Here is a 13469-nt window from a genome sequence, read left to right as displayed (position 1 = left end):
GCTACCATCGGAGGCTTACCGTCACTGTCCGGAGCCTCCCATGGATGCCATCACCGATCGCGTGCCATCGTTCGCCGAGCACGCTTCCCGTCTTGCCAATACCCACCTGCGGGAATTGCTCAAGGACAAGGCGCGCGGTGACCGCCTGCGCAAGCGGGTCGGGCCGGTACTGCTGGACCTCTCGCGCCAGAAGCTCGACCTGGCCGCGCTCGACGCCGTGGGCGCCTACGTGCAGGGCACGAACTGGGAAGCTGCACGCGACGCCATGTTCTCAGGCGCGCACATCAATACTTCCGAAGACCGCGCCGTGCTGCATACGGCGCTGCGCGCCGGTGGCTCGAAGCTGAAGTCCCCCGCGCCCGCCGCGGACCTGGAAGAAATCGAGGCCACGCTCAAGCGCATCGAGTCGATCGTCGGCGCCGTACACGCGGGCAAGGGCCCTGAAGCAGGCTTGCCGGCCACCATCACCGACGTCGTCAACATCGGCATCGGCGGTTCCGATCTCGGCCCCCGCCTGGCGGTCGATGCGCTGGCGCAATTCCACGTGCCTCATCTTCGCAGTCATTTCCTCACCAACGTCGACGGCCACGCCGCCGCTGGCCTGATGAAGTCGCTCGATCCGAAGACCACGATCGTGCTGCTGGTATCGAAGAGCTTCAATACCCAGGAAACCCTGCTCAACGGCAACGTGCTGCGCGACTGGATCGCCACCGTCTACGGCGGCGACCTGAAGAAGGCCGCCGGGCATTTCCTCTCCGTCAGCTCCAACACCAAGGCTGCCGCCGACTGGGGCATTCCCGCCGACAAGGTGCTGCCGATGTGGGACTTCGTCGGTGGCCGTTTTTCGCTGTGGTCAGCGGTAGGATTGTCGATCGCCTTTGCCGTGGGCATGGAGCACTTCCGCGCGTTGCTCGCAGGGGCCGCGATGATCGACGACCATTTTCGCAGCACGCCCTGGCAGGAAAACCTGCCCGTGCAACTGGCCATCGCCGAGATATGGAACCGCAACGTGCGTGGCAGCACCAGCCGTGCGGTGGTGCCCTATGTGGATCCGCTGATCGACCTTCCTTCCTACCTGCAGCAGCTGGAGATGGAAAGCCTCGGCAAGCACGTCACGCCGGAGGGCAAGCATGTCGGCGGGCGCACGGTGCCGGTGGTGTGGGGCAGCATCGGCACCAACGCGCAGCATGCGTATTTCCAGGCGCTGCATCAGGGCACCGACATCGTGCCGCTGGAGTTTATCGGCATCGTCAAGCCAGGCCATGCGCTGGCAGAAAACCACCGCGTGCTGCTGTCGAACCTGTTGGCCCAGGCGGCGGCGCTGGCACTGGGCAAGACCACCGAGGAAGTCCTGGCCGAATCGAAGGACGGCAACCAGGCGATCGCTGCCCAGCGTACGTTTGAAGGCGATCGTCCGAGCACGGTGATCCTTCTCGATGCCCTCACGCCCGAAGCCCTGGGCGCGCTCATCGCGTTGTACGAACACAAAGTGTTCATGCTTGGCCACCTGTGGGGCATCAATGCGTTCGACCAATGGGGCGTGGAGCTCGGCAAGCTGATCGCCAAGCAGATCCAGCCGGCGCTGGCGGGCAAGCCCGACCCGAGCTTCGACGCTTCCACCCAGGCACTGATCGCGGAAATCGCCGCGCGCAGCTAACGCTCGGCGTGCTCGGCCAACGCCCAGGCGACGTGCTCGCGCACGATGTCCGATGCATCGAGTTGGCGCGCTTCAAGCGCGCCCACGACATCATCGGATGTCGGCGCATTGCCTAACGCCACCGCGATATTGCGCAACCATCCTTCGTAACCGGTGCGGCGTATCGCCATGCCTTCGGTGCGCGAGAGGAATTCCTCTTCGCTCCACGCGAACAGTGATGTCAGCTTCGCGCCATCCAGGCTATGCCGTGGCGCGAAATCAGGTTCGGTGGTTTCCTGGGCGAACTTGTTCCACGGGCATATCAACTGGCAATCGTCGCAGCCAAAGATGCGGTTGCCGATGGGCTTGCGCAGGTCCTCAGGAATGCTGCCGCGCAGTTCGATCGTGAGATACGAAATGCAACGCCGCGCGTCCAGCCGGTACGGTCCCACGATGGCCTGCGTCGGGCAGATGTCGATGCACCGGCGGCAGGTCCCGCAGTGCGCCGTGGCCGGTGTGTCCACGGGCAGGGGAAGGTCCGTATAAAGCTCGCCAAGGAAGAAATAGGAACCGGCATGCCGATTGATCAGCACCGTGTGCTTGCCGATCCATCCCAGTCCCGCGTTGCGTGCCAGGGCTTTCTCCAGCACCGGCGCGGAATCCACATAGGCGCGGTAGCCGAAATCGCCCACCACCTCGCCAATGCGCTGCGCGAGCTTCTGCAGGCGGTTGCGCATGAGCTTGTGGTAGTCGCGGCCAAGCGCATAGCGGGCCACGTAGCCCAGCTCGCCATCGGCGATCACGGGCCACGCGTGTTGCGTGCCCGGGGGCACGTAATCCATGCGTACCGAGATCACCCTTTGCGTGCCGGGTTCCAGTTCCGCCGGACGGCTTCGTTTGGAGCCGTGGCGCGCCATGTACTCCATTTCCCCATGGTGTCCCTCGTCCAGCCAGCGCAGAAGGTGGGTTTCGTCCTCGCCAAGCGACGTGCCGGAAATGCCGGCCTCGGCGAAGCCGAGCTCACGTGCCCAGAGCCTGATGTCGTCGGCGAGCTTCCGGTAGTCCATGGGCGCATTGTAGTGAATCGGGCCGGCCACCCCTTCGCTTGAGGTCCGTTGTGCAGTCACCGTCACGGCCAGCCTCCCTATAATAGCCGCCATGACCACGCCAACGCTTGCCGCGGCACTGTTCACCGCGGCCCAATCGCATGCGATCGACGCCCAGGCCATGCAGATCCTGGGAGTTGATTCCCCCACCTTGATGGCGCGTGCCGCCGATGCCGCCTTCCGTGCCTTGCGGCGGCGATGGCCGGAGGCGCGGCGCATCGTGGTGTTGTGTGGCCCGGGGAATAACGGCGCAGACGGCTATCTGCTGGCGCTGCGTGCACGTGAGGAAGGACTTCCCTCACGCGTGGTGGCCGTGGTTCCGCCTGCGACGGAAGGCGCCAGGGCAGCGCACGACCGTTTCGTCAAAGGCGGCGGCGATGTCTCGGCAAGGCTCGATCTTGGCGGTGCCGACGTGCTGGTCGATGCCTTGCTGGGTACGGGCCTGTCGCGGCCGCCAGGCGATGCCATGGCCGAGGCCATTGACGCGATCAACGCTGCTGGTTTGCCGGTACTGGCGGTGGATATTCCCTCCGGCCTTTCCGCCGACACAGGCACCACGGCAGGCCGCTGCGTGCGCGCCGATGCTACGGTCACTTTCATCGCGCACAAGCGCGGCATGTTCACCCAGGATGCGGCCGACCATGTCGGCGTGCTGGAACTGGCGAGCCTGGGCGCGGACGATCGCGTGATCGCCGATCAGCGTCCTTCGGCCATCCTGATGCAGCCGCAGGCGCTGCCGCGCCGGCCACGGCAGTCGAACAAGGGCCAGTACGGCCATGTGCTGGCGATCGGCGGCGACCATGGCACGGGCGGTGCGGTGCTGATGTGCGCAAGCGCGGTGTTGCGCGTGGGTGCGGGACTGGTGAGTGTCGCTACGCGCGCGGAGAACATCGTGGCGTTGCACGCGGCGCGGCCGGAGCTGATGCCGCGTGCCGCAGACGGCCCGCAGTCGCTCGAGCAGCCGCTGGAGAAAGCGAGTGTGCTGGCCGTGGGGCCGGGGCTGGGACAGGGCTCCTGGGGCCATGCGTTGTGGCTGACGGCGCTCGACGCCGGCAAGCCCATGGTGCTCGATGCCGATGGCCTGAACATGCTGGCCAAATACCCGCGCCGTTTCACTGCGCCGACCATCCTTACCCCGCACCCGGGCGAAGCCGGTCGGTTGCTGGGCTGCGACACCCGCGACATCCAGGCCGACCGCTTCGCCGCCGCCGCGGCGATTGCCGGCAAATACCAGGCAGTGGTGGTGCTCAAGGGCACCGGCAGCATCGTCGCCGCACCGGACGGACGCCTTCAGGTGTGCCCCTGGGGCAACCCCGGCATGGCCAGCGGCGGCATGGGCGACATCCTTACCGGCGTGATCGCGGGCTTGCTGGGGCAGCATGCCGAGGACCCCTTCGCCGCAGCATGCCTGGGTACTTCGGTGCACGCGCGCGCCGGCGACCTTGCCGCGACTGGTGGTGAAATAGGGCTTGCGGCCACGGACCTTCTGGACACCCTGCGCGCGGTCCTCAACGGCGTCGACCATGCGTGAGTTCATCCTGGCCGACGAGGCCGCAACGCAAGGCATTGCCCAGGCGCTGGCCACGGGTGTCGACGGCGGCCTGGTGATGTACCTGCACGGCGACCTAGGTGCCGGCAAGACCACCTTTGCCCGTGCATTCCTCAGGGCACTGGGCGTGGGCGAACGGGTGAAGAGCCCGACCTACAGCCTGGTGGAATCCTATGAGTTTCCCGGCCACGTCGCCTGGCACCTGGACCTGTATCGCATTGCCGATCCGGGTGAACTGGAATGGCTGGGGCTCGATGCGTTGTCCGATGAGGCCGCGCTGGTGCTGGTGGAGTGGCCAGAGCGGGGCGCGGGAGCCTTGCCGACGGCCGATGTCCATCTTCGCCTCGCCCACGACGGCGAGGGGCGTCGGTTGCGGCTCGAATCGGCCACAAAGCGGGGCGACCGCTTCCTGGAAGGGATTAAGTGATTGTTTTTTAGTCGCAAACTGTCTTGCGACGGCCCGGCGACTCCTGATCGAAAACCGTCGCTTGGCGACACTTCCTGCACGAACGCTGACGAATGATGTGCAGGTTATGGATTTTTCAGGGAATTCCTCTTGCTTTCGGCTGACCGTTGCAGTTCAATCCCGGCCATGAGGGGAATTATCGCCACCATTGCCGCCGCTTGCCTTGCCACCATGGCAAGCCAACCCGCCGTCGCCACCGATATCAAGGCGGCCCGCGTCTGGGCCGGCCCTGAATACACGCGCGTGGTGTTCGATCTCTCCGACAATGGCAAATACAGGGTTTCCCCGGGCGACAAGCCGGGCGACATGGTGATCGAGCTTCCAGGTGGAAGCCTCGCCGGGAGTTTCCGTGCGCCAGGAGCGCAGGGCCTGTTCAAGGGGCTCGATACCACGGGCAAGTCGGCGCGTCTGGTCGCGCATGTGGATCCCACAGCCAAGCCCAAGAGCTTCATGGTCAAGCCCGCGGGCGACTACGGTTACCGCTTGGTGCTGGATCTTTACCCGGGCGATCCAGCGTTGGCTAAGGTCGGGCAGAAGAACGCCGGCACCAGCGACGACGACAGTTCCGACGATGGCGATGACACGGCGGCGCCCGCCGCGGTCCGCGATCCCCAGCCGCTACGCACGGCCTCCACGGGCAAGCGCGGGCGCACCGCGCCGGTGTCATCCGCTCCCGTGGCGTCGATGCCCTCCAGCGAACGCAAGGTGGTGGTGGCGGTCGATGCCGGCCACGGTGGCGAAGATTCCGGCGCCCGCGGGGCCACGGGCCTGCTCGAGAAAGACGTCACGCTGAACGTGGCCCGCGAACTGGCCGCGCAGATCAACGCACAGCCGGGCATGCAGGCGGTACTCACGCGCAATGGCGACTACTTCATCCCCTTGAAGCGCCGTTACCAGATCGCCCGCGAACACAACGCCGACCTCTTCGTTTCGGTGCACGCCGACGCCTTCAAGAACAGCGATGCCAAGGGCTCGTCGGTGTGGGTGCTCTCGCCGCGTGGCAAGACCAGCGAAGCCGCACGGTGGCTTGCCGACCGGGAAAACCGCGCCGACCTCGTCGGCGGCGTGTCACTGGACGACAAGGACGACACGCTCGCCGCGGTACTGCTGGACCTGCAGCAGGGCTACGCCATGCAGGCCTCCGAAGCCATCGCCAACAACGTGCTCAAGGCCGTCGGCCAGCTCGGTCCTACCCACCGCGGCTATGTCGAGCGCGCCAATTTCGTGGTGTTGCGCTCGCCCGATGTGCCCTCGATCCTGGTCGAGACGGCTTTCATCACCAACCCCTCCGAAGAAACCAAGCTGCGTAGCAGCGCCCACCGGCAATCGCTGGCCACGGCGGTGCTTGGCGGCATCCGCAACTATTTCGCCACCACGCCGCCCCCGGGTACCTGGTTCGCCGCCCAGGCCGCGCGCCGCAACGGCAACACCCTGGTGGCCATGGCGAAGCAGGCTGAGCCGATGGTCGAGGCAGCCTCGCAAATCCAGGCGTCGCCGGTGGTCGGTACTGCCACGGCGGCCAGCAAGGCCGCCAACAATGCGGCCAAACGAACCGCCAAGGCGGCAAACATTGCGCGCGCCGACGACAATGTGCGCGACCTGCACCGTGTCGAGCGGGGTGAGACGCTCCGCGGCATCGCCCAGCAGTACGGCGTCAGCGTCGGCTCGCTGCGGCAGGTCAACCAGATTCCCGACAGCGGGGTAAGGGTAGGCACGGTGCTGGCCATCCCGTCATCCTGACGGCCTTTGCTATCCTGCGCCGATGGCATCCATTCGCGCGCTTCCCCCTGAACTGATCAACCAGATCGCCGCCGGCGAAGTCATCGAGCGCCCGGCCTCGGTGGTCAAGGAATTGGTCGAGAACAGCCTTGACGCAGGCGCCGGGCGCATCGAGATCGACATCGAGCAGGGCGGCGCCCAGCTGATCCGTGTGCGCGACGACGGCGGCGGGATCGCCCACGACGAACTGGAGCTTGCCGTGGCCTCGCATGCCACCAGCAAGATCGGCAGTTTCGACGACCTCGAGCACGTAGCCAGCATGGGCTTCCGCGGCGAAGCGCTGGCGTCGGTGTCGTCGGTGGCAAGGGTGGCGCTGACCTCCCGCCAGCGCGGCGCCGATGCCGCCTTCCGCCTGGAAGTGGATGGCGGCAAGTTGCGCCAGGCGCGGCCGGCGCAACATCCGCAGGGCACCAGCATCGAGGTGCGCGATCTTTTCTACAACGTGCCGGCGCGCCGGAAATTCCTCCGTGCCGAGCGCACGGAGTTCGCGCATATCGACGACCTGCTCAAGTCGCTGGCGCTGGCGCGCGAAGGCGTCGAGTTCCGCCTCAGCAACAACGGGCGGCCGGTGCGCATCATCAAGGCAGCGCGCGACGAGGCCGGTGCCCTGGCAAGGGTGGCGGAGGTACTGGGCGAGGAATTTCCCTCGCGAAGCCTGCGCGTGGACCACTCGGCCGCGGGCTTGCACCTGGGAGGCTGGGTGGGTCTGCCCACCGCTTCGCGTTCACAGGCCGATCAGCAGTTCTTCTACGTCAACGGCCGCCTCGTGCGCGATCGCGTGGTGGCGCATGCGGTGCGCCAGGCCTATGCGGATGTGTTGTTCCATGGGCGCCATCCGGCGTTCGTGCTGTTCCTCACCCTCGATCCCGCCGGCGTGGACGTAAACGTGCATCCGGCCAAGAGCGAAGTGCGTTTCCGCGAGCAGCGCCTGGTGCACGATTTCCTTTACCGCACCTTGCACGAGGCACTGGCGCAGACCCGGGCCGGCGTGGCGCCAGTGCAGGCCGTGGTATCGGCGCCCAACGTATCGTGGACACCGGCGTTGACGGGCGCGGCGAACGAGCCAGGCCTTTCGCCGATGCCATGGGGCGCACGGCCGCTCAACCAGCCGCGCCTCACCCTTGGTGTGCGCGACGAACCGCTTGCCGAGTACGCCGCATTGTTCGGCAACGCGGCCTCCGCCGTGCAGGTGCCGTTGCCCGATACCGACGACAGCCAGGCACCGCCGCTGGGCTTTGCCATCGCGCAGCTGAAGCAGGTGTATGTGCTGGCCGAGAACGAGCAGGGCTTGGTACTGGTGGACATGCACGCAGCGCACGAGCGCATCACCTACGAGAAACTCAAGAACGGGCGTATCACCAGCGCTCTGCGCTCGCAGTTGCTGCTGGTGCCGCTGTCGATCGCTGTGGGTGCCAAGGAAGCGGCCGCGGCCGAGGAACACGCCGACGCGCTGGCCGAATGGGGTCTTGAACTTTCGCGCAGCGGTCCCTCGGCGGTGGTGGTGCGCCGCATTCCCGCACTGCTCGAGGGTGCCGACGTCAGCCAGCTGGCGCGCGATGTCCTGTCCGAGCTTGCCGCCCATGGCAGTTCGCGGCGCCTTGAGGAACTGGAAAACGAATTGCTCTCGACCATGGCCTGCCATGGCTCGGTGCGCGCCGGCCGACGGCTGGGCATCCCGGAGATGAATGCCCTGCTGCGCGAGATGGAAGCCACCGAGCGATCGGGCCAGTGCAACCATGGCCGGCCCACCTGGATCCAGCTGTCGCTGACGGAACTGGACAAGCTCTTCATGCGTGGGCGCTAAAGCCGTCTAGATGGCTATTCGTGACAGGCGCCCTTGATCAAGGCGGCTTGAGGCCTCATTGTCAGGCTTCTACCCTTTCCAAGGCGCCACCCATGCTCCGCTCCCTTGCCATCGCCTCAGTCCTTGCCGCAGGAACAGCGAGTGCCGCCGGGGCGGACCCAGACTTCATCCGCCAGACCCAGGCCTGGCAGGCGACGCGCGCGGCCAACCTCACGGCTCCCGATGGCTGGCTGAGCCTTATCGGCCTGGAGTGGCTCAAGGAAGGCGCCAACCGCGTGGGTTCGGCAGCCGACAACGACATCGTGCTGCATGCCGGCCCCGCCCACCTGGGTACGGTGACCCAGGCGGCCGATGGCTCGCTTTCCATCACGCTGGCTGGAAGCAGCGGCGCCACCATCGATGGCAAGCACGTGGCCAGCGCGCCGCTCATCGATGATATGCACGCCACCGGCAAGCCCACCACGGTAGCGTTCGGATCGGCCAGCTTCTTCATCATCGACCGCGATGGCAAAAAGGCCTTGAGGGTGAAGGATGAAAAGGCCGGCACCCGTACAGGTTTCCTGGGCCTTGATTACTTCCCGATCGACGCCTCCTGGCGCGTGGAGGCTACCTGGGTGCCATTCGATCCGCCGCACGAGCTGGAAATCGGCTCGGTGCTCGGTACCGTGAACAAGGAGAAAGTGCCTGGCAAGGCGGTGTTCACCCGTGATGGCCATACCTTCGAGCTGTATCCCATCCAGGAAGACGCCGATTCCCTGTTCTTCGTCTTCGCCGATCGCACCAGCGGCAAGGAAACCTACGGCGCGGCGCGGTTCATCACCACGGGCCTGCCGAAAGACGGCAAGGTGGTGGTTGATTTCAACCAGGCGTATAACCCGCCGTGTGCGTTCACGCCGTATGCCACTTGTCCGCTGGCGCCGCCGGAAAATCGCCTGGACCTCCGCGTCACGGCAGGCGAACTGAAGTACCGCGGCAGCCATCACTAAAATCGCACGCGGCACGCCAGGTGCCGCGGGTTAGCGGCCGTGGAAGGTGGCTTTGCGTTTTTCCAGGAAGGCGCCGGTGCCTTCGCGCATGTCGTCGGTGGCGAAGGCCAGCGCAAAGCCCTGGGTTTCGAATTCGAGCCCGACGTCGATGCCGGCCTCGCCACCTTGCAACACGGCGTTGAGGATGCCCGCCATCGCCAACGGCGCGGAGGCCGCCAACTGGTCGGCTACCTGGGCCACGGTCTCATCCAGCGCCTCGGGCGCGACCACGCGGGTGACGACGCCCAGGACCGCCGCGCGGGCAGCATCGATGGGCGTGCCCAGCAGACACAGTTCAAGCGCCGCGGCGCGGCCAGCCAGCCTCGCCAGTCGCTGGGTGCCACCGAAGCCCGGGATCAGGCCCAGGTTCACTTCCGGCTGGCCAAAGCGGGCCTTCTCGCTGGCGATGCGCAGGTGGCAGGCCATGGCCAGTTCCATGCCGCCACCCAGCGCGAAGCCCTGGATGCGGGCCACCACGGGCTTGCCCAGGCGCTCGATCGAGGTCATCAGGCGTTGTCCGGCCCGTGAGAACGCTTGCGCCTGCGCTGGTGTGAGGCCGTTCATTTCGCTGATGTCCGCACCAGCCACGAAGGCCTTGTCGCCGGCGCCGGCGAGCACCACGGCGCGTACAGCGTCGTCCTGCGCGGCCTGGGCGAATGCCAGGGTGAGTTCGCCCAGGGTCTCGCGGTTGAGCGCGTTGAGCTTGTCGGGGCGGTTGACGGTGAGGGTACGGACCGCGCCCCGGTCGGCGACGAGAACGTTACGGAAGGCCATGCTCTTCTCTCCGGTGAAATAGCCCTCGATGGTAGCGCCGGGGACCGGACGGCGGGAACCTTCCGGCCCTTAAGCTTTCCAAGAGCATCGACGGATCGCTTATGCTGTGCCGTCGCCCCCAAGGGCGAAAGTGGAGGTTCGAATGTCACGACTGCGTTGGTTGCTGCCTTGCCTGGTGTTGGGGACGGCCCCCGTACACGCCCAGCAAGCCGCATCGAAGGCAGCGCCGGCACAACCGGCCACCGTGGCGGTGGAGAAGGGCAAGCTGTCCTACGCCATCGGCTACCAGATCGGTGCGCAGTTCGCCCGCGACGGCAGCCCGGATGTCGATATCGCCACGCTGGTGCGCGCGTTGCAGGACGGCTACGCCAAGCGCACCCCCGCCGTGGCGATGCAGCAGATGCACGACCAGCTGATCGCCTATGACACCCGCCAGCACAACGATGCATTGGCCGAGTTCCAGCGCATCGGCCAGGAAAACGCCCGCAAGAGCGCGCAATTCCTGGCGCGCAACAAGGCGCAGCCTGGTGTTGTCACGCTGCCATCGGGCATCCAGTACGCGGTGATCAAGAACGGCACCGGTGGCGTGCATCCCCGCGTGGATAGCACCGTCACGGTGAATTACCGCGGCGCGCTGGTCGACGGTACGGAATTCGACAGCTCATGGGCGCATGGCAATCCGGTGACTTTCACCGTCAACCAGGTGATCCGCGGCTGGCAGGATGTCATTCCCCGCATGCAGGTGGGTGATACCTGGCGCGTGGTAATCCCCGCATCGCTGGCCTATGGCGAGCGTGGCGAGTTGCCGCGCATCGGCCCGAACGAGGCCCTCGTTTTCGAGATCGAATTGCTGCAAATCAAGCAGTAAGCGCGCCTTTAGGCGAAACGCGATAATATTCCCGGTCGATGACCGACTCTCTTGCGCAAGCCATTCTTTCACCCTGCACCGGCATTTGCCGGCTCGATGCGCGCGGCCTTTGCGAAGGCTGCCTGCGTACGGGCGACGAGATTGCACGCTGGCGCAGCATGAGCGATGGCGAGCGCCGCCATCTGATGGACAACATATTGCCTTCGCGGGAAACGCACTGATGGACGGCGATCGCGACTCACTGGCGCGCGCGCTGCTTCCGCTCGACGCGCCGCCGGCAGGTCCAGGATGGAACCAAGCCGAGATGGCCGACCTCCTGGGCCAGTCGCCGCGCGCGCCGGCAGCGGTGATGCTGGGCTTCCGTGATGATCGCCAGCAGCGCCTGGTGCTCACCGTGCGCACGCACACCTTGAGCGAACACGCCGGACAAGTGGCGCTTCCCGGTGGACGCGTCGATGAGGGCGATGCCAGCGTGGTCGATGCAGCCCTGCGCGAAGCCGAGGAGGAAATCGGCCTGCACCGTTCGGCGGTGCGGCCATTGGGTTTCCTCGATCGATACGAAACCATCAGCGGCTTCGTGATCACGCCGGTGGTGGCGCGGATCGACGCCGACGCGCGGTTGCATCCGGCGCCGGGCGAGGTGGCAGAGATCTTCGAGGTACCGCTGGCCTTCCTGGTGGATCCTGCAAACCTGCGCCGCTATACCATGGACTATCGTGGCCACCGGCGGGATATGGTCGAATTCGTCCATGCCGGCCATCGCATCTGGGGTGCGACGGCGGCTATCGTATTGAACCTGCTGCGACGGATGGGACACGCATGAGCCTTGCACCTGTAATCGATGCCGGCACCGCGGCAGGCTTGCAAAGCCCCCTCTTCGTTGACTGCCGTTTCGAGCTTGCCGACCCTGAAGCGGGCGAGGCCGCCTACCAGGCCGGCCACTTGCCCGGCGCGGTCTACGCCCATCTTGATCGCGACCTTTCCGATCATGGCTCGCGTGCCGAGCACGCCGGCCGGCATCCACTGCCGACGGCCCCCCAGTTTGCCGCGCGCCTGTCGGCGTGGGGCTGGCTGCCGGGCCGGCACGTGGTGGCCTACGACGGGGCAGGCGGCGCATTGGCGGCGGCGCGCCTGTGGTGGCTGCTGGTGATGTCAGGCATCCCGGCCTCCGTGCTCGATGGCGGGATCCAGGGCTGGACAGCGGCGGGGCAACCCCTGTCCACCGATATCCCGAAACCCCCGGACACCCACGTAGATATCGCCTTCGATACCGACCTGCTGGTGGATGCCGACGAACTTACCCACCTGATGGCGGAGAACCACGCGGTGCTGGTGGATGCCCGCGCCCGCCCGCGTTACCTGGGCGAGGTCGAACCCATCGACAGGGTGGCCGGCCACGTGCCCGGCGCGCTGAACCGTCCCTTCGAACAGAACCTCGCCGACGGGCGCTGGCGGACTTCCGCGGAACTGCGCCAGTCGTTCGAAGCGCTGCTGGGAAGCCGCCACCCGGGCGACGTGGTGCACATGTGCGGGTCGGGTGTCACGGCCTGCCACAATGTGCTGGCGATGGCCCAGGCGGGCCTGGAAGGCTCGCGCCTGTTCGCACCGTCCTGGAGCGGCTGGTCGAGCGACCCGGACCGCCCCGTCGCGCGCGGTTAGCGCGGTTTCTTCAGTCGCGCGACCAGCGCGGCAAGCGTGGCCTGTGTTTCCTCGCTGAAGAAATCATCCAGGAACCCATCCAGTGGCAGGGCGTCGACATCGGCGAAGGTAGCGGCAAGGTCCGCACGCGCCAGTGCGCGTGTGCGCAGCATCGCCTGGCGGGGAAGCGCAAGCAGTTCACGTAGCCAGACGTGGGCGCGGGTAGTGACCTGTTCCAGGCCGGCAAGTTCGTCCACGAATCCCACCGCTTGCGCCTGCTCGGCATCGAGCATGGCTCCGGCCACCAGAAGGCGCTCGGCACGATAGGGACCCACCACGCGGCGCAGCGCCACCTGGATCGCGTCAGGTACCGACAACCCTACCTGTACCTCGTTCAGGCCGATGCGATAGGGCCCGTGCGCCATCACGCGGTAGTCGCAAAACAGCGCCAGCACCGCGCCGCCGGCGGGGCTGTGCCCAGTGACGGCTGCCGCCAGCGGCAGCGGCGAGTTGGCCAGGGCGCCGCAAAGCAGGAAGAATTCCCGCCAGTATTCGCGCACCGTGGCACGGTCCGCGCCGATCAGCGAAGGCACGTCCACGCCGGCGGAGAACATGCCCTGCGTGCCCGACAGCACGATGCCCTGGGTTCCCTGCGCCGGGCATTCTTCGATCGTCTGGCGCAGCAGCCGAACCAGTTCGACGTTCAGCGCATTGACCGGCGGCCGCGCCAGGCGGATTTCGACGATGCCGTCGTCTTGGGGAAGGATGTCGAGCATGGGGCGGGTCCTTTGCGTACGGTCGGTCGCTGTGGCTTAAGGGTGGAT

At 66.5% G+C, this 13469-nt stretch carries 11 protein-coding genes and 1 pseudogene; 9 read left to right on the top strand and 3 right to left on the bottom strand.

Features of this window, described 5'->3' with window-relative positions:
* Positions 1-40: 40 nt before the first annotated feature.
* The gene (gene pgi, locus NDK18_RS04175; protein ID WP_250627166.1) at positions 41-1657 is read left to right on the top strand and encodes a glucose-6-phosphate isomerase; all 1617 of its coding nucleotides are present in this window, start codon (positions 41-43) and stop codon (positions 1655-1657) included.
* Here the strand turns inward: pgi and queG are convergent.
* Positions 1654-2703 carry a tRNA epoxyqueuosine(34) reductase QueG gene (gene queG, locus NDK18_RS04170; protein ID WP_250627650.1) on the bottom strand — a complete coding sequence of 350 codons (1050 nt, stop codon included), beginning with the start codon at positions 2701-2703 and terminating at the stop codon, positions 1654-1656. The two genes, pgi and queG, sit on opposite strands and share 4 nt — an antisense overlap.
* 91 nt (positions 2704-2794) lie before the next feature.
* Here queG and NDK18_RS04165 point away from each other — a divergent pair, with 91 nt between their 5' ends.
* The 5 genes from NDK18_RS04165 (at position 2795) to NDK18_RS04145 (ending at position 9326) form a co-directional block, all read left to right on the top strand.
* Positions 2795-4273 carry an NAD(P)H-hydrate dehydratase gene (locus tag NDK18_RS04165; protein ID WP_250627165.1) on the top strand — a complete coding sequence of 493 codons (1479 nt, stop codon included), beginning with the start codon at positions 2795-2797 and terminating at the stop codon, positions 4271-4273.
* Positions 4266-4718 carry a tRNA (adenosine(37)-N6)-threonylcarbamoyltransferase complex ATPase subunit type 1 TsaE gene (tsaE, locus tag NDK18_RS04160; protein ID WP_250625569.1) on the top strand — a complete coding sequence of 151 codons (453 nt, stop codon included), beginning with the start codon at positions 4266-4268 and terminating at the stop codon, positions 4716-4718. The genes NDK18_RS04165 and tsaE overlap by 8 nt, the downstream gene beginning before the upstream one ends.
* Positions 4719-4883: 165 nt before the next feature.
* Positions 4884-6497 (top strand): N-acetylmuramoyl-L-alanine amidase, encoded by a 1614-nt coding sequence (locus tag NDK18_RS04155; RefSeq protein ID WP_250625570.1) that lies wholly within the window; start codon positions 4884-4886, stop codon positions 6495-6497.
* A gap of 22 nt (positions 6498-6519) precedes the next feature.
* Positions 6520-8340: a DNA mismatch repair endonuclease MutL gene (mutL, locus tag NDK18_RS04150; RefSeq protein ID WP_250627164.1), complete on the top strand. Its 1821-nt coding sequence runs from the start codon at positions 6520-6522 to the stop codon at positions 8338-8340.
* 92 nt (positions 8341-8432) lie between these two features.
* Positions 8433-9326, top strand: a complete 894-nt coding sequence (locus tag NDK18_RS04145) for a DUF1684 domain-containing protein (protein WP_250625572.1) — start codon at positions 8433-8435, stop codon at positions 9324-9326.
* A gap of 30 nt (positions 9327-9356) precedes the next feature.
* Here the strand turns inward: NDK18_RS04145 and NDK18_RS04140 are convergent, their stop codons facing one another.
* On the bottom strand, positions 9357-10139 hold the full coding sequence (locus tag NDK18_RS04140) for an enoyl-CoA hydratase-related protein (protein ID WP_250627163.1): 783 nt from the start codon (positions 10137-10139) through the stop codon (positions 9357-9359).
* A gap of 142 nt (positions 10140-10281) precedes the next feature.
* Between NDK18_RS04140 and bamJ the strand changes: the two genes are divergently transcribed.
* From bamJ to NDK18_RS04125, 3 genes and pseudogenes are all read left to right on the top strand, one after another.
* Positions 10282-11007: a BamJ family beta-barrel-assembly machinery protein gene (gene bamJ, locus NDK18_RS04135; RefSeq protein WP_250625574.1), complete on the top strand. Its 726-nt coding sequence runs from the start codon at positions 10282-10284 to the stop codon at positions 11005-11007.
* A 38-nt stretch (positions 11008-11045) separates the two neighbouring features.
* Positions 11046-11830: pseudogene (locus NDK18_RS04130) on the top strand (NUDIX hydrolase).
* Positions 11827-12666 (top strand): sulfurtransferase, encoded by an 840-nt coding sequence (locus NDK18_RS04125; RefSeq protein WP_250625575.1) that lies wholly within the window; start codon positions 11827-11829, stop codon positions 12664-12666. The pseudogene NDK18_RS04130 and the gene NDK18_RS04125 overlap by 4 nt, the downstream one beginning before the upstream one ends.
* Here NDK18_RS04125 and NDK18_RS04120 read toward each other — a convergent pair.
* A complete protein-coding gene (locus tag NDK18_RS04120) occupies positions 12663-13421 on the bottom strand; it encodes an enoyl-CoA hydratase/isomerase family protein (RefSeq protein ID WP_250625576.1) in 759 nt (252 codons plus the stop codon). The two genes, NDK18_RS04125 and NDK18_RS04120, sit on opposite strands and share 4 nt — an antisense overlap.
* Positions 13422-13469: the final 48 nt, after the last annotated feature.

The organism is Pinirhizobacter soli (assembly GCF_015905305.1).
Taxonomy (GTDB): Bacteria; Pseudomonadota; Gammaproteobacteria; order Xanthomonadales; family Rhodanobacteraceae; genus Pinirhizobacter; species Pinirhizobacter soli.
This window is presented reverse-complemented; position numbering and strand designations above follow the sequence as displayed.